Raw genomic sequence first — 16,463 nt, forward strand, 5'->3', positions numbered from 1 at the left:
CGGTCCTAGGCTCCGCGGTGTGACCGCGTCGTCCACGAGCCCCTCCCGCATGCCCGGCACGGCGATCGCCGCCGCGGCGGTCGGCGCCATCGGCGTGCTGCCGCTGGCCCTGGTCACCGTCCTGCCCTTCGTCCTCGGCGGCGTGCAGTCCGACGACGTCCGGGAGTGGTGGGTCTACGCGCTGCTCCTGCTGCCCGTGATCGAGGTCTTCGGCGTCGTCTGGCTGGTCTCCCGCCGGGGCCGGTGGCCGCTGCTCCTGGGCGCCGTGGCTTCGCTGGGCTTCGCCCTCCTCGTCATCGCGACGGCGGCCGCGGTCGGCGAGGACGTGGGCGCCGCGCCGGTCGTCGTGGCCGTCTGCCCGCTGGTGGCCGCCGGCCTCGCGCTCAGCCCCCGGGTGACGGCCTGGCTCGCCGGGCGGCGCCGCACGGGCTGACGGGGGCCGCCCAGCCGGCGCTCCTACGCTGACCGGCATGCCGTCGTCCCCGCCCCGCCGGACGACGACCCGCCGCTCCCCGCGGGCGGCGCCCGCGCCGTCGTCGGCCGTCCGGCGGACCGCCCCGCCCCCCGCGTCCGGCCGCCCGCTCACCGCGCCGTTCGCCGCGGTGTTCGGCCTGCTCGTCGCCGCCGAGGACCTCTACCTCGGCCGGCTGCTCTGGGACGGGCTGCCCCCGGGCTGGGGCTGGTACCTCGCCGCCTCCGCCGGACTGGCGGTGCTCGCGGTCGCCGGGTCGGTGCTGGTGTGGCTGGGCCGGGGCCGCGGGTGGCGGGTGCTCGCCGTGGCCGCGGTGCTGCCGCTGCTCCTGCTGCTCGGCGTGGCCCTGCTCTTCGGCGCCCTGGGCGACGGCTCGTCGGCCGGCTGGGCGCTGGCGCTGCTGGTCGGCCCGGCCGGCTGCCTGGCGCTGACGGTGCGCCGCCCGATCCGGGAGTGGACCCGTCCCGGCCGGGCGACACCGGCCCCGGTGCAGCCGGGGCGGACCCCCCGGGGCGGCCGCGCCCGCTAGCGTGCCCGCCGTGATCGACACAGACGTCGTCGTGGTGGGGGCCGGCCTGGCCGGGCTGGTGGCCACCGCCGAGCTGGCCGACGCCGGCCGGCGGGTGGTGCTCGTCGAGCAGGAGCCGGAGGCGTCCTTCGGCGGGCAGGCGTGGTGGTCCTTCGGCGGGCTGTTCCTCGTCGACTCGCCCGAGCAGCGCCGCCTGCGGGTGCACGACTCGCTGGAGCTGGCCCGCCAGGACTGGTTCGGCACCGCCGCCTTCGACCGCGCCGAGGACCACTGGCCCCGGCAGTGGGCCGAGGCGTACCTGGAGTTCGCGGCGGGGGAGAAGCGGGCCTGGCTGCGCGAGCAGGGCGTCGGCTTCTTCCCCGTCGTCGGGTGGGCCGAGCGCGGCGGCTACACCGCCACCGGCCACGGCAACTCCGTGCCCCGGTTCCACATCGTCTGGGGCACCGGCCCCGGCATCGTCGAGCCGTTCGCCCGCCGGGTCCGCGCCGCCGTCGAGCGCGGGCTGGTCGAGCTGCGCTTCCGGCACCGGGTGACCTCGCTGGTCGTCACCGACGGCGCGGTCACCGGCGTCCGCGGCGAGGTGCTCGAGCCCAGCGGCGCCGCCCGCGGCGAGGCCAGCTCGCGCACCGCCGTCGGGGACTTCGAGGTCGCCGCGCAGGCCGTCGTCGTCACCTCCGGCGGCATCGGGGGCAACCACGACCTGGTCCGGCAGAACTGGCCGGCCCGGCTGGGCCCCGCGCCGCAGCGGCTGCTGTCCGGCGTGCCCGCGCACGTCGACGGGCTCATGCTGCAGGCCACCGAGGCCGCCGGCGCCAACCTGATCAACCGCGACCGCATGTGGCACTACACCGAGGGGATCGCCAACCACTCCCCGGTGTGGGCGCGGCACGGCATCCGGATCCTGCCCGGCCCCTCCTCGCTGTGGCTGGACGCGACCGGGCAGCGGCTGCCGGTCCCGCTGTTCCCCGGTTTCGACACCCTGGGCACCCTCGCCCACATCGGGCAGACCGGGTACGAGCACACCTGGTTCGTGACGACGAAGAAGATCGTCGAGAAGGAGTTCGCGCTGTCGGGCTCCGAGCAGAACCCCGACCTGACGGGAAAGGACGTCCGGCTCCTGCTGGGCCGGGTCAAGGCGGGCGTCTCCGCGCCCGTGCAGGCATTCCTCGACCGCGGCGAGGACTTCGTGACGGCGACGTCGCTGCCCGAGCTGGTCACCGGGATGAACCGGATCACCGGCGGCGCGCCCGAGGTGTCGCTGGAGACCGTGGAGCGCGAGGTCGTCGCCCGCGACCGCGAGGTGGCCCACCCGTTCACCAAGGACCTGCAGATCACCGCGGTCCGCGGCGCCCGCAGCTACCTCGGCGACAAGCTCATCCGGGTGGCCCCGCCGCACCGGCTGCTCGACCCCGCGGCCGGCCCGCTCATCGCCGTCCGGCTCAACCTGCTCACCCGCAAGACCCTCGGCGGGCTGGAGACCGACCTGTCCGGCCGGGTGCTGCGCGCGAGCGGCGAGCCGTTCCCCGGCCTGTACGCGGCCGGGGAGGCGTCCGGCTTCGGCGGCGGCGGCATGCACGGCTACCGGTCGCTGGAGGGCACCTTCCTCGGCGGCTGCCTGTTCTCCGGCCGCGTCGCGGGCCGGGCGCTGGCGGCGGCCCTGTGAGCCCGCCCGGCAGCCCCTGGGCCGACCCGGCCGCGGGGACCGAACCGGTCGCCTACGCGGGGCCGCCGGTCACCGCCCCGTACGCCGCGCCGCCCCCGGTGTACGGGCCGTACGCGCCGGCGCCGGGCTGGCCGGCCGCGCCGTACTGGCCCGCCTACGGCCCGCCGGTGCCGCGGCGGCCGCGCCGGCCGGGGCAGGTGGTCGCCGCGGCGGTCCTCGCCTTCGTGCAGGCCGCCGTCGTCGCGCTGTCGTCGGCCTACGTGCTGCTGCTGGCCAGCGCGTTCGGCCTGTTCGCGAGCATCCCCGACCACTCCGGCGGCGGGAGCGACGACGTCTCCGCCCTGGTCACCGAGGTCACCGTGCTGTCGGCGGTGCAGCTGCTCTCGGCGGTCCTGCTGGTCGTCGCGGGGGTGCTGGTGCTCAACCGGCGCAGCCCGGGGGTGTGGTCGACGCTGCTCGTCGGCTTCGGCGTGCAACTCGCCCTGGCCGTCTACTGGCTGGTCCGGCTGACCTCCCTCGCCGACCTCGCGGGCTCCGACCCGACCGGCGTGCTCGTCGTCGGCGTGCTGCTCTACGCCGCCGCCCCGGCCGTCGGCCTGGGCCTGCTGCTGGCCGGCGCGGTCCGCCGGTGGGTCGCCGGCGCGGACGCGCCACCGGCCGCGGGGTGACCGCGCGGGGGCGCTGACCCGGCCGGTCCCCGCGGCGGGGGAGAATCGCCGGCATGCCCGCCGTGCCCGCCGTCGACTCCGCCCTCGACCCCGCCGTCGCCGCGCTGCTGCGCCGCGACCCGGCGGGGCTGGTCGCCGCCGTCGTGCAGCAGCACGACACCGGTGAGGTCCTCATGGTCGCCTGGATGGACGACGAGGCGCTGCACCGCACCCTGACCACCGGCCGGGCCACCTACTGGTCGCGCAGCCGCGAGGAGTACTGGGTGAAGGGCGAGACCTCCGGCCACCGGCAGTGGGTCCGCGACGTGCGGCTGGACTGCGACGGCGACGCGCTGCTGGTGCTCGTCGACCAGGAGGGCCCGGCCTGCCACACCGGCGAGCGCAGCTGCTTCCACCGCGACCTGGAGGTTCCCCGTGCGGCTCGGTGAGACCAGCCCCTCCCGCGAGGCCTTCGCCGCCCTCGACCAGCCGGTCGTGCCGGTCACCCGGCGGCTGCTGGCCGACGGCGAGACCGCCGTCGGCATCTACCGCAAGCTGGCCGGCAACCGGCCCGGCACCGTGCTGCTCGAGTCGGCCGAGCAGGGCAAGCGCTGGTCGCGCTACAGCTTCGTCGGCGTGCGCAGCGCCGGGGTCCTCACCGAGCGCGACGGCCGGACGCTGTGGCTCGGCGACCCGCTGCCCGGGCTCACCGACGACCTGCCCGAGGACCCGCTGGCCGCGGTCCGCACGCTGACCCGCCGGCTGCGCTCGCCGCGCCGGGAGGACCTGCCGCGGCTGACCGGCGGGCTGGTCGGCTACCTCGGCTACGACGTCGTCCGGCGGCTGGAGCGGCTGCCGGTCACCGCCGCCGACGACCTCGGCATGCCCGAGCTGTCGCTGGCGCTGGTCACCGACCTCGCCGTCCTCGACCACACCGACGGCACCGTGCTGCTCATCGCCAACGCCCTGACCGGCTCCGGGGACGCCGACACGGCCTGGGACGACGCCGTCGCCCGCCTCGACGCCATGGCCGCCGACCTCACCAAGGCGGTGCCGCCGGGCGTGGCCACGTTCACCCCCGCCGAGCCGCCGCCGGTGCGCAGCACAATGGCGCCGGGGCAGTACGAGGCCGGGGTGGAGACGGTGCGCGAGCACATCCGCGCCGGCGACGCCTTCCAGGTCGTGCTGGCCCAGCGGTTCGAGACCGACACCGACGTCGACGCGCTCGACCTGTACCGGGTGCTGCGGGCCACCAACCCCTCGCCGTACATGTACCTGCTGCGCTTCGCCGGCCGGGAGACGCCCTTCGACGTCGTCGGCTCCTCGCCGGAGGCGCTGGTGACCGTGACCGGCAGCTCGGCCGTCGTCCACCCCCCGGCCGGCACCCGCCCGCGCGGCGCCACCGAGGAGGAGGACCTGCGGCTGGCCGAGGGGCTGCTCGCCGACCCCAAGGAGCGCGCCGAGCACGTCATGCTCGTCGACCTCGCGCGCAACGACCTGGGCCGGGTGTGCGTGCCGGGCACCGTCGAGGTGCCCGACTTCATGCGGATCGAGTACTACAGCCACGTCATGCACCTGGTCTCCACCGTCGGCGGCGAGGTGGCGCCCGGCCGCGACGCGCTCGACGTCTTCGACGCGACCTTCCCGGCCGGCACCGTCTCCGGCGCCCCCAAGCCGCGGGCGATGGAGATCATCGAGTCGCTGGAGCCCACCCGGCGGGCGCTGTACGCGGGCACCGTCGGCTACCTGGACGCCAGTGGGGACATGGACATGGCGATCGCCATCCGCACCGCGGTGCTCCACCAGGGCCGGGCGTACGTGCAGGCCGGCGCGGGGATCGTCGCCGACAGCGACCCCGCCACCGAGGAGGCCGAGACCCGGCACAAGGCGCGGGCGGTGCTCTCGGCGATTGCGACCGCGGAGGGCATGCGGGAGGTGCGGTGAACGCCCGGCGGGAGCTGGGGACGGCGCTCGCCGGCTGCGCGGTCGCCGGCGGGCTGGCGCTGTCGGCGGGCGGGCAGACCTGGGCCACGGTCACGGCCGCCCGCCGCCCGCCGCTGCCGCCGGTCACCGAGACGCTCACCGGGTCGTCCGTGGCGCCGCTGGTGCCCGCCGCGGGGCTGCTGCTGCTCGCCGCGGCGGTCGCCGTCCTCGCGGTGCGCGGCGCCGGGCGGGTCGCGGTGGGGGCGCTGGTGGCGCTGGCGGGCGCGGCGCTGGCCTGGTCGTCGGTGCGCGTGCTGGCCGGCGGGGTGGACACGACCGCGGCGGCGCCGGGGGAGCGGCGCACCGCCGACCTCGCGGCGGCCTGGCCGGTGCTGTGCCTGGGAGCCGCCGTCGTCGCGCTGGCCGCCGGGGTGCTGGTCGCGGTGCGCGGCCGGCGCTGGCCGGCCATGGGCCGCCGCTACGAGCGGACACCCGGCGCGGCCGCCGCGCCGGCCCCGGCCCGCGCCCGCACCGCCGAGGACCGGGCGCTGGACGCCTGGCGCGCCCTCGACCGCGGCGACGACCCCACGGCCGACCCCGCCGACCCCGCGGACGACGCGACACCGGGCCCGGCCGGTGACCCGGCGGCCGGACCCCGGGGCCGCCGTCGCTAGGGTGGGTCCACCCGTCCCGACCGGCACCGGACCGGCCGACCGAGCAGCGAGGAGGCGGAGTGACCGTCCTCGACGACATCGTCGCCGGCGTCCGTGAGGACGTCGCGGCGCGCGAGGCGGCCACCCCGCTGGCCCAGGTCCGGGCCGCCGCCCGCGACGCCCGCCCCGCCCGCGACGCCCTGGCCGCGCTCCGCGAGCCCGGCGTCGGCGTCATCGCGGAGGTCAAGCGCCGCAGCCCGAGCAAGGGCGCGCTGGCCGACATCCCCGACCCCGCCGTCCTCGCCGCCCAGTACGCCGCCGGCGGCGCCCGGGTGATCAGCGTCCTCACCGAGCGGCGCCGCTTCGGCGGCTCGCACGCCGACCTGGCCGCCGTCCGCGCCGCCGTCGACGTGCCGGTGCTGTGCAAGGACTTCGTGGTCAGCAGCTACCAGGTGCACGAGGCCCGCGCCCACGGCGCCGACGTCGTCCTGCTGATCGTCGCGGCGCTGGAGCAGAACGCGCTGCTGGGCCTGCTCGAGCGGGTCGAGTCCCTGGGCATGACCGCGCTGGTCGAGGTGCACACCGAGGCCGAGGCCGACCGCGCGCTGGCCGCCGGCGCCTCGGTGATCGGCGTCAACGCCCGCGACCTCACCACGCTCGACGTCGACCTCGGCACGTTCGAGCGGATCGCGCCCGGGCTGCCCTCGGGCGTGGTCAAGGTGGCCGAGTCCGGCGTCCGCGGCCCGCGCGAGCTCATCGCCTACGCCTCCGCCGGCGCCGACGCGGTGCTGGTCGGCGAGGGCCTGGTCACCGCCGGCGACCCGCGCCAGGCGGTCGCCGACCTGGTCACCGCCGGCTCGCACCCCGCGGTCCCGCGCACCACGCGCTGACCCCCTCCACCACCTGGGGGTCGCCGCGCGGGACACTGGGGGGCATGACCACGAGTGCCGTCCACCCGCCCGAGCAGCGCAGCGACCCGGCGCGCCCGGCGTGGCCCGACGCCACCGGTCACTTCGGCGTCTTCGGCGGCCGGTTCGTCCCCGAGGCGCTGATCGCGGCCCTCGACGAGCTGACCGAGGCCTACGAGGCCATGCGGGTCGACCCCGCGTTCGTCGCCGAGTTCGCCGCCCTGCAGCGCGACTACACCGGCCGTCCGAGCCCGGTCACCGAGGTGCCGCGCTTCGCCGAGCACTGCGGCGGCGCCCGCGTGCTGCTCAAGCGCGAGGACCTCAACCACACCGGCTCGCACAAGATCAACAACGTGCTGGGCCAGGCGCTGCTCACCAGGCGGATCGGCAAGCAGCGGGTCATCGCCGAGACCGGCGCCGGCCAGCACGGCGTCGCCACCGCGACCGCCGCGGCGCTCATGGGCCTGTCCTGCACGATCTACATGGGCGAGGAGGACACCCGCCGGCAGGCGCTCAACGTCGCCCGCATGCGGCTGCTCGGCGCCGAGGTGATCCCGGTGAGCACCGGCTCGCGCACCCTCAAGGACGCCATCAACGAGGCCTTCCGCGACTGGGTGACCAACGTCGAGACCACCAACTATGTCTTCGGCACCGTCGCCGGCCCGCACCCGTTCCCGGCGATGGTCCGCGACTTCCAGCGGGTGATCGGCGACGAGGCCCGCGCCCAGGTGCTCGAGCGGGAGGGCCGGCTGCCCGACGCCGTCCTCGCCTGCGTCGGCGGCGGCTCCAACGCCATCGGGATCTTCACCGCGTTCGTCCCCGACGAGGGCGTGCGCCTGGTCGGCCTGGAGGCCGGCGGCGACGGCGTCGAGACCGGCCGGCACGCCGCGACGATCACCGGGGGAGCTCCCGGCGTGCTGCACGGTGCCCGCTCCTACCTGCTGCAGGACGACAACGGCCAGACGATCGAGTCGCACTCGATCAGCGCCGGGCTGGACTACCCCGGCGTCGGCCCGGAGCACAGCTTCCTGCACGACGTCGGCCGGGCCGAGTACCGCCCGGTCACCGACGCCGAGGCGATGGAGGCCTTCGCGCTGCTGTGCCGGACCGAGGGCATCATCCCGGCGATCGAGTCCGCGCACGCCCTCGCCGGCGCCATGCGGCTCGGCCGCGAGCTGGTGGCCCAGGGGGACGGTGGGCGGGGAGGCGAACCGCCGCTGCTGCTGGTCAACCTCTCCGGCCGGGGCGACAAGGACGTCGAGACCGCGTCGCGCTGGTTCGGCCTCGGCGACCGCGACGAGGTGGACCCCGGGCCCGGCATGGACACCCACCAGCAGCCCACCGAGGGCGCCGTCGCGTCCGGCGACGCGGTGCCCGGCCAGGCCGCGGGGAGCCAGGCATGAGCCGGCTGGAGGAGCGCATCCGCGCCGCCCGCGCCGAGGGCCGCGCCGCGCTGGTCGCCTACCTGCCGGTGGGCTACCCCAGCGTGGACGACTCGATCGCGGCCATGGTCGCGGCGGTCGAGGGCGGGGCCGACGTCGTGGAGATCGGCGTCCCGTACTCCGACCCCGGCATGGACGGCCCGGTCATCCAGCAGGCGGTCGAGCCCGCCGTGCGCGCCGGCGTCGGCATGCGCGACGTGCTGCGCGCCGTCGAGGCGGTCGACGCCGCGGGCGCGGTGCCGGTGGTGATGAGCTACTGGAACCCGGTCGAGCGCTACGGCGTCGAGCGGTTCGCCGCCGACCTGGCCGCGGCCGGGGGAGCGGGCGCGATCACGCCCGACCTCATCCCCGACGAGGCCGCCGCGTGGCTGGCCGCCGCCGAGGCCGCCGACCTCGACCGCGTCTTCCTCGTCGCGCCGTCGTCCACCGACGCGCGGCTGGCGTCGACCACCGCGGCCTGCCGCGGGTTCGTCTACGCCGCGTCCACGATGGGCGTCACCGGCACCCGCGCCACCGTCGGCGACGCCGCCGAGCGCCTGGTCGCCCGCACCCGCGCGGTCACCGACGTCCCGGTGTGCGTGGGCCTCGGCGTCTCCAACGGCGACCAGGCCGCCGAGGTGGCCGGCTTCGCCGACGGCGTCATCGTCGGGTCGGCGTACGTGCGGGAGCTGCTCGAGGGCCGCGGCGCCGACGGCGTGCGCCGGCTGTCCGAGGAGCTCGCCGCGGGCGTGCGCCGCCGGGTGGCCGTGGCGTGACCGTCCTCGCCAGCATCCCGAGCCCGGCCCAGGGGGTGTGGCACCTCGGGCCGTTCCCGCTGCGCGCCTACGCGCTGTGCATCATCGCCGGCATCGTCGCGGCCTGCTGGATCGCCGAGAGGCGCTGGGTGGCCCGCGGCGGGCGGCCCGGCGAGGTGCTCGACATCGCGATCTGGGCGGTGCCCTTCGGCATCCTCGGCGGCCGGCTCTACCACGTGATCACGACGCCGCAGCCCTACTTCGGGGAGGGCGGCGACCCGCTGCGGGCGTTCGCCATCTGGGAGGGCGGCCTCGGCATCTGGGGCGCGATCGCCCTCGGCGGCGTCGGCGCCTGGATCGCCTGCCGCCGCCGCGGCATCCCGCTGCCGGCCTTCGGCGACGCCATCGCCCCCGGCCTGTTGGTGGCCCAGGCGGTCGGCCGGCTGGGCAACTGGTTCAACCAGGAGCTGTTCGGCGGGCCCACCACGCTGCCCTGGGGCCTGGAGATCGACCTCGCGCACCGCCCCGACGGCTACGAGGCGTTCGCCACCTTCCACCCGACGTTCCTCTACGAGCTGCTGTGGAACCTCGCCGCGGCCGCCGTCGTGGTGTGGGCCGACCGCCGCTTCCGGCTGTCCCACGGCCGTGCGTTCGCGCTCTACGTCGCGCTGTACTGCGCCGGCCGGCTGTGGATCGAGGTCCTGCGCATCGACGACGCCAACCGCTTCTTCGGCGTCCGGCTCAACGTGTTCACCTGCATCGTGGTGGGCCTGCTCGCCGTGGCCTACATGGTCTGGCAGCGGGGCCGCCCGCGGGAGGTCCTCGACCGGGACGCCGGCGGCGGACGTGACGACGACGACACCCCGGCCGCCGACGCCGGCACCGCCGACGACGCCCCGACCAGCACCGACGCGCCCGCTGCGGAGCGGCGGGGTGACCGGTCTCACGACGCGCCGGGGACGCCCTGACAGGACGCGCCGACGGATCGGTTCGCGGCGGTGGGCCGGGTCCCGCCGCTGTGTACCCTCCTGTCCAGACCGGCCGGTGATCCCGGCGGGTCGCTCGCGTCGTAACCGGGCCAGCGCTGCCCCGCGGGACGACGACCCCGCGCAACCACCCGTGGGGCCGCCGGTCCTCCGCCTGTCCGGGCCACCGTGTCCCGGCCGGTCACCGGCTCCGCTGTCCTCCACTGCTTCCGTGCACCGCACCCTCTGACCACCGGCCGGGCCCCGCGCCCCGCGACGTCCTCCCGGGACCGCGCGCAGGCCGACGACGGGAGTGATCATGTCCGGGTCCCGCACCCCCGCCCCCCGCACCACCGCCGGCTCGGCCGTCCCCTTCTCGGCGACGCCCGCGGCCTCCGGTCTCTACGACCCGGCGAACGACTCGGATGCCTGCGGCGTCGCCTTCGTGGCCGACGCCCGCGGCCGCCGCTCCCGCGCGATCGTGGCCGCCGGCCTCACCGCGCTGCACAACCTCGACCACCGCGGGGCCGCCGGCTCCGAGCCCAACTCCGGGGACGGCGCCGGCATCCTGACCCAAGTGCCCGACGCGCTGCTGCGGGCGGGCGTCGACTTCGACCTGCCCCCGCTCGGCGAGTACTCGGTCGGCATCGCCTTCCTCCCGGTCGACGAGCAGGAGCGGGCCGCCCGCTACGCCGACGTCGAGCGGATCGCCGCCGAGGAGGGCCTGACCGTCCTCGGCTGGCGCGACGTGCCGGTCGACCCCGACGGCGCCGACCTCGGTCCCACCGCCCGCGCGGTCATGCCGCACTTCGGGCAGCTGTTCGTCGCCGAGACCATGGGCGCCCGCGCCGACCAGCAGGCCTTCGGCGGCCCGCGCGAGGTCAACGGCGTCACCCGGCTGGAGCGGCGCTCGTTCGTGCTGCGCAAGCGCGCCGAGCGGGAGGCCCGCGAGGCCGGCAGCTCCCTCTACGTCGTCTCGCTGTCCAGCCGCACCATCACCTACAAGGGCATGCTGACCACCGACCAGCTGCCCGCGTTCTTCCCCGACCTGCGCGACGAGCGCTACGAGTCGGCGATCGCGCTGGTGCACAGCCGGTTCTCCACCAACACCTTCCCGAGCTGGCCGCTGGCGCACCCGTTCCGGTTCATCGCCCACAACGGCGAGATCAACACCATCAAGGGCAACCGCAACCGGATGCGCGCCCGCGAGGCCAAGCTCGAGACCGAGCTGTTCGACGGCCCCGCCGGCCCGGCCTCCGAGCTCGGCCTGGACCGGGTCTTCCCGGTCACCGCGAGCGACTTCAGCGACTCGGCGACCTTCGACGAGGTGCTCGAGCTGCTGCACCTGTCGGGCCGCTCGCTGCCGCACGCGGTGCTGATGATGATCCCGGAGGCGTGGGAGAACCACGACGAGATGGACCCGGCCCGCCGGGCCTTCTACCGGTTCCACTCCTCGATCATGGAGCCCTGGGACGGGCCGGCCTGCGTCGCGTTCACCGACGGCACGCTCATCGGCGCCGTCCTCGACCGCAACGGCCTGCGCCCGGGCCGCTGGTGGCACACCAGGGACGACCTCGTCGTCCTCGCCAGCGAGGCCGGCGTCCTCGACATCCCGGCCGGCGACGTCGTCGCCAAGGGCCGGCTGCAGCCGGGCCGGATGTTCCTCGTCGACACCGCCTCCGGGCGGATCGTGTCCGACGAGGACGTCAAGGGCGCCCTGGCCGCCGAGCACCCCTACGAGGACTGGCTGCACGCCGGCCTGGTGCACCTGCCCTCGCTGCCCGAGCGGCGGCGCGCGCGGCCCAGCCACGAGTCGGTGGTGCGCCGCCAGCAGCTGTTCGGCTACACCGAGGAGGAGCTGCGCGTCCTGCTCACGCCGATGGCCGCCACCGGCGCCGAGCCGATCGGCTCCATGGGCACCGACACCCCGATCGCCGCGCTGTCGGACCGCTCGCGGCAGCTCTACGACTACTTCGGGCAGCTGTTCGCCCAGGTGACCAACCCGCCGCTGGACGCCATCCGCGAGGAGCTGGTGACCAGCCTCGGGCGCACCTTCGGCCCCGAGCAGAACCTGCTCACGGCCACCCCGGCCTCCTGCCGGCAGGTGTACCTGCCCTACCCGGTCATCGACAACGACGAGCTGGCCAAGATCCTGCACATCGACGACGACGGCGACCTGCCCGGCTTCGCCGCCGTCCGGATCACCGGCCACTTCGACGTCACCGGCGGCGGCCCCGCGCTGGTGCAGGCGGTCGAGGAGCTGCGGAACAAGGTCAGCAAGGCGATCGCGGCCGGCGCGCGGGTCATCGTGCTGTCCGACCGCGACTGCGACGAGAACCGCGCGCCGATCCCGTCGCTGCTCATGACCGCCGCCGTCCACCACCACCTGGTGCGCGAGCGCACCCGCATGGAGGTCGGCCTGGTCGTCGAGTCCGGCGACTGCCGCGAGGTGCACCACGTCGCGCTGCTGCTCGGCTACGGCGCAGCCGCGGTCAACCCCTACCTGGCCTTCGAGTCCATCGAGGACCTCATCCGCGACGGCGTCCTCACCGGCGTGCAGCCCGCCCAGGCGGTGCGCAACGTCGTCAAGGCGCTCGGCAAGGGCGTCCTCAAGGTCATGAGCAAGATGGGCATCAGCACCGTCGGCTCGTACACCATGGCGCAGATCTTCGAGGCCGTCGGCCTGTCCCAGGACGTCGTCGACGAGTACTTCACCGGCACCTCCTGTCCCCTCGGCGGCGTCGGCATGGACGTCCTCGCCGAGGAGGTCGCCATGCGGCACCGGCGCGCCTACCCGGAGAACCCCACCGAGCGCGCGCACCGGCGGCTCGAGACCGGCGGCGAGTACCAGTGGCGCCGCGAGGGCGAGGTGCACCTGTTCAACCCCGAGACGGTGTTCCTGCTCCAGCACGCCACCCGCTCGCGGCAGTTCGAGGTGTTCCGGCGCTACACCGACACCGTCGACGCGCTGTCGGAGGAGGCCGCGACGCTGCGCGGCCTGTTCGAGATCAGGAAGGGCGTGCGCCCGTCGGTGCCGCTCGAGGAGGTCGAGCCGGCCAGCGAGATCGTCAAGCGCTTCCAGACCGGCGCGATGAGCTACGGCTCCATCTCGCAGGAGGCGCACGAGACCCTCGCCATCGCGATGAACCGGCTCGGCGGCAAGTCGAACACCGGTGAGGGCGGCGAGGACCCCGACCGCTACGTGCCCGACCCGAACGGCGACCTGCGCCGCTCGGCGATCAAGCAGGTGGCCAGCGGCCGCTTCGGCGTGACCAGCGAGTACCTGGTCAACGCGGACGACATCCAGATCAAGATGGCGCAGGGCGCCAAGCCCGGCGAGGGCGGCCAGCTGCCCGGCGGCAAGGTCTACCCGTGGGTGGCCCGCACCCGGCACTCGACGCCGGGCGTCGGCCTGATCAGCCCGCCGCCGCACCACGACATCTACTCGATCGAGGACCTCAAGCAGCTCATCCACGACCTCAAGAACGCGAACACCGAGGCGCGGGTCAACGTCAAGCTGGTCGCCGAGGTCGGGGTGGGGACGGTCGCGGCCGGCGTCAGCAAGGCGCACGCCGACGTCGTCCTGATCTCCGGGCACGACGGCGGCACCGGCGCCGCCCCGCTGACCTCGCTCAAGCACGCCGGCTCGCCGTGGGAGCTCGGCCTGGCCGAGACCCAGCAGACGCTGCTCGCGAACGGGCTGCGCGACCGGATCGTGGTGCAGGCCGACGGCCAGATGAAGACCGGCCGCGACGTGCTCGTCGCGATGCTGCTCGGCGCCGAGGAGTACGGCTTCGCCACCGCTCCGCTGGTGGTGTCGGGCTGCATCATGATGCGGGTCTGCCACCTGGACACCTGCCCGGTCGGCGTGGCCACCCAGAACCCGGAGCTGCGCAAGCGGTTCACCGGGCGGCCGGAGTTCGTCGTCACCTTCTTCGAGTTCCTCGCCGAGCAGGTCCGGCAGTACCTCGCCGAGCTGGGTTTCCGCTCGGTCGACGAGGCCGTCGGGCACACCGAGCTGCTCGACACCCGGCGCGCGGTCGACCACTGGAAGGCCAGCGGCCTGGACCTCTCGCCGATGCTCGCCCAGCCCGAGCTGCCCGAGGGGGCGTCCCGCCGGGCGGTCCGCACCCAGGACCACGGCCTCGATGTCGCGCTGGACCAGACGCTGATCCAGCTGTGCGAGGGCGCCCTGCTCGACGCGCGGCCGGTGCGCCTGGAGCTGCCGGTGCGCAACGTCAACCGCACCGTCGGCACCATGCTCGGCTCGATGGTCACCCGCCGCTTCGGCGGCGAGGGCCTGCCCGACGGCACGATCGACCTGACCTTCACCGGGTCGGCCGGCCAGTCCTTCGGCGCCTTCGTGCCGCGCGGCGTCACCATGCGGCTGCTCGGCGACGCCAACGACTACGTCGGCAAGGGCCTGTCCGGTGGCCGGATCGTCGTCCGCCCGGCGCTCGAGGCGACCTTCGCCGCCGAGGACAACGTCATCGCCGGCAACGTCATCGGCTACGGCGCCACCAGCGGGGAGATCTTCCTGCGCGGGCGGGTCGGCGAGCGGTTCTGCGTCCGCAACTCCGGCGCGCTGGCCGTCGTCGAGGGCGCCGGGGACCACGCGCTGGAGTACATGACCGGCGGCCGCGCGGTGATCCTCGGGCCCACCGGCCGCAACGTCGCGGCCGGCATGTCCGGCGGCATCGGCTACGTCCTGGACCTCGCCCGGCACCGGGTGAACCCGGAGATGGTCGACGTCGAGCCGCTGGACGGCGAGTCCGCGCAGTGGCTGCGCGACGTGCTGGTCCGGTACCACGCCGAGACCGAGTCGCCGGTCGCGGCGGCCCTGCTGGCCGACTGGGGCCGCTGGTCCGAGCAGTTCAGCGTGATCATGCCGCGCGACTACCGTCGCGCTCTCGAGGCCCGGCGCGCCGCCGAGGCCGCGGGCACGGATGTGGATCGAGCAGTGATGGAGGCCGCACGTGGCTGACTCCACGGGGTTCCTGAAGTACGAGCGGGCCCTGCCGCCCCGGCGGCCGGTCGACGTCCGCATCCTCGACTGGAAGGACGTCTACCTCTCCCGGCAGAACGGGGAGGACGGCGTCTACCCGGTCGCCGCGCTGCGCCAGCAGGCCGCGCGGTGCATGGACTGCGGCATCCCGTTCTGCCACCACGGCTGCCCGCTGGGCAACCTGATCCCGGAGTGGAACGACCTCGCCCGCCGGGACGACTGGCGCGACGCGATCGAGCGGCTGCACGCGACCAACAACTTCCCGGAGTTCACCGGGAAGCTGTGCCCGGCCCCCTGCGAGGGCGCCTGCGTGCTGAACCTGCAGGACTCGCCGGTCACGATCAAGCAGATCGAGTGGGAGATCATCGACCAGGCCTTCGAGCGGGGGTACGTCGAGCCGCAGACCCCGGCCGAGCGCACCGGCAGGAAGGTCGCCGTCGTCGGGTCCGGGCCGGCCGGCCTCGCCGCGGCCCAGCAGCTCACCCGCGCCGGGCACGACGTCACCGTCTACGAGCGGGCGGACAAGGTCGGCGGGCTGCTCCGGTACGGCATCCCCGAGTTCAAGATGGAGAAGGCCGTCCTGGACCGGCGGCTGGACCAGATGCGCGCCGAGGGCACCCGTTTCGTCACGGGCGTCGAGGTCGGCGGGTCGGGGGAGGGCGACCTCTCCGCCGAGCAGCTGCGCGGGGAGCACGACGCCGTCGTGATCGCCGCCGGCGCCACCATCGGCCGCGACCTGCCCGCCCCCGGGCGCGAGCTCGACGGCATCCACCTGGCGATGGAGTTCCTGCCCTTCGGCAACCGGCAGGCGCTCGGCGAGCTCGACGACCCGCCGATCTCCGCCCACGGCAAGGACGTCGTGATCATCGGCGGCGGCGACACCGGCGCGGACTGCCTGGGCACCTCGCACCGGCAGGGCGCCCGCTCGGTCACCCAGCTGGAGATCATGCCCGCGCCGCCGGACAAGCGGGCCGAGGGCAACCCCTGGCCGACCTACCCGATGATCATGCGGGTCTCCTCGGCGCACGAGGAGGGCGGCGAGCGGCTGTACTCGGTCAACACCGAGCGCTTCCTCGGCGACGACGAGGGCCGCGTGCGCGCCCTGGTCATCCACGAGGTGGAGAGGGTCGACGGCCGGTTCCAGAAGGTCGAGGGCACCGAGCGCGAGCTGCCGGCCCAGCTGGTCCTGCTGGCCATGGGCTTCACCGGCGTGCAGCGCGAGGGCCTGGTCGAGGCGCTGGGTCTCGACGTCGACGGGCGCGGCAACGTCGCCCGCGACGGCGAGTTCATGTCCACCGTGCCCGGCGTGTTCGTGGCCGGCGACGCCGGCCGCGGCCAGTCGCTGATCGTGTGGGCCATCGCCGAGGGCCGCGCCGCCGCCGGCGCTGTCGACCAGTGGCTGACCGGCAGCTCCATGCTGCCCCGGCCGGTCACCCCGACCGCGGTGGCGCTGCGGTAACACCGCGGTCCTCCGGACCGCACCGCGGCCACGTGCCGTCCCACCAGGCGGAGCCCCGCGGTC

General features: G+C 75.6%; 13 protein-coding genes. All 13 read left to right on the forward strand.

The window, feature by feature from the left end:
• Positions 1 to 19: 19 nt before the first annotated feature.
• The gene (locus ACI8AR_RS03870; protein ID WP_457049800.1) at positions 20 to 433 is read left to right on the forward strand and encodes a hypothetical protein; all 414 of its coding nucleotides are present in this window, start codon (positions 20 to 22) and stop codon (positions 431 to 433) included.
• 37 nt (positions 434 to 470) lie between these two features.
• Positions 471 to 1,001, forward strand: a complete 531-nt coding sequence (locus ACI8AR_RS03875) for a hypothetical protein (protein ID WP_457049801.1) — start codon at positions 471 to 473, stop codon at positions 999 to 1,001.
• A 10-nt stretch (positions 1,002 to 1,011) separates the two neighbouring features.
• Positions 1,012 to 2,664, forward strand: a complete 1,653-nt coding sequence (locus ACI8AR_RS03880; RefSeq protein WP_457049802.1) for an FAD-binding dehydrogenase — start codon at positions 1,012 to 1,014, stop codon at positions 2,662 to 2,664.
• Complete coding sequence (locus ACI8AR_RS03885) at positions 2,661 to 3,332, forward strand: hypothetical protein (protein ID WP_457049803.1); 672 nt, start codon at positions 2,661 to 2,663, stop codon at positions 3,330 to 3,332. Before ACI8AR_RS03880 ends, ACI8AR_RS03885 begins: the two co-directional genes overlap by 4 nt.
• Positions 3,333 to 3,385: 53 nt before the next feature.
• Positions 3,386 to 3,760, forward strand: a complete 375-nt coding sequence (gene hisI / locus ACI8AR_RS03890) for a phosphoribosyl-AMP cyclohydrolase (RefSeq protein WP_456938849.1) — start codon at positions 3,386 to 3,388, stop codon at positions 3,758 to 3,760.
• Entirely contained in the window at positions 3,747 to 5,255 is a 1,509-nt protein-coding gene (locus ACI8AR_RS03895; protein WP_457049804.1) for an anthranilate synthase component I, read from the forward strand. Before hisI ends, ACI8AR_RS03895 begins: the two co-directional genes overlap by 14 nt.
• The gene (locus ACI8AR_RS03900) at positions 5,252 to 5,908 is read left to right on the forward strand and encodes a Trp biosynthesis-associated membrane protein (RefSeq protein ID WP_457049805.1); all 657 of its coding nucleotides are present in this window, start codon (positions 5,252 to 5,254) and stop codon (positions 5,906 to 5,908) included. Before ACI8AR_RS03895 ends, ACI8AR_RS03900 begins: the two co-directional genes overlap by 4 nt.
• 59 nt (positions 5,909 to 5,967) lie before the next feature.
• The gene (gene trpC / locus ACI8AR_RS03905) at positions 5,968 to 6,777 is read left to right on the forward strand and encodes an indole-3-glycerol phosphate synthase TrpC (RefSeq protein ID WP_457049806.1); all 810 of its coding nucleotides are present in this window, start codon (positions 5,968 to 5,970) and stop codon (positions 6,775 to 6,777) included.
• A gap of 44 nt (positions 6,778 to 6,821) precedes the next feature.
• On the forward strand, positions 6,822 to 8,198 hold the full coding sequence (trpB, locus tag ACI8AR_RS03910; RefSeq protein WP_457049807.1) for a tryptophan synthase subunit beta: 1,377 nt from the start codon (positions 6,822 to 6,824) through the stop codon (positions 8,196 to 8,198).
• Positions 8,195 to 8,992, forward strand: coding sequence for a tryptophan synthase subunit alpha (gene trpA / locus ACI8AR_RS03915; protein ID WP_457049808.1), 798 nt, complete (start codon positions 8,195 to 8,197; stop codon positions 8,990 to 8,992). Before trpB ends, trpA begins: the two co-directional genes overlap by 4 nt.
• A complete protein-coding gene (gene lgt, locus ACI8AR_RS03920; protein WP_457049809.1) occupies positions 8,989 to 9,939 on the forward strand; it encodes a prolipoprotein diacylglyceryl transferase in 951 nt (316 codons plus the stop codon). The genes trpA and lgt overlap by 4 nt, the downstream gene beginning before the upstream one ends.
• Positions 9,940 to 10,255: 316 nt before the next feature.
• Positions 10,256 to 14,920, forward strand: a complete 4,665-nt coding sequence (gene gltB / locus ACI8AR_RS03925; RefSeq protein ID WP_457049810.1) for a glutamate synthase large subunit — start codon at positions 10,256 to 10,258, stop codon at positions 14,918 to 14,920.
• A complete protein-coding gene (locus tag ACI8AR_RS03930; protein ID WP_457049811.1) occupies positions 14,913 to 16,400 on the forward strand; it encodes a glutamate synthase subunit beta in 1,488 nt (495 codons plus the stop codon). Before gltB ends, ACI8AR_RS03930 begins: the two co-directional genes overlap by 8 nt.
• Positions 16,401 to 16,463: the final 63 nt, after the last annotated feature.

It is taken from the genome of Geodermatophilus sp. SYSU D01036 (assembly GCF_054050435.1).

What these genes read in the sequence shown, in the direction of transcription:
- ACI8AR_RS03875 (WP_457049801.1), top strand. Translation starts at nt 471, where the DNA reads ATGCCGTCGTCCCCGCCCCGCCGGACGACGACCCGCCGCTCCCCGCGG.
- hisI (WP_456938849.1), top strand. Translation starts at nt 3,386, where the DNA reads ATGCCCGCCGTGCCCGCCGTCGACTCCGCCCTCGACCCCGCCGTCGCC.
- trpB (WP_457049807.1), top strand. Translation starts at nt 6,822, where the DNA reads ATGACCACGAGTGCCGTCCACCCGCCCGAGCAGCGCAGCGACCCGGCG.
- trpA (WP_457049808.1), top strand. Translation starts at nt 8,195, where the DNA reads ATGAGCCGGCTGGAGGAGCGCATCCGCGCCGCCCGCGCCGAGGGCCGC.
- gltB (WP_457049810.1), top strand. Translation starts at nt 10,256, where the DNA reads ATGTCCGGGTCCCGCACCCCCGCCCCCCGCACCACCGCCGGCTCGGCC.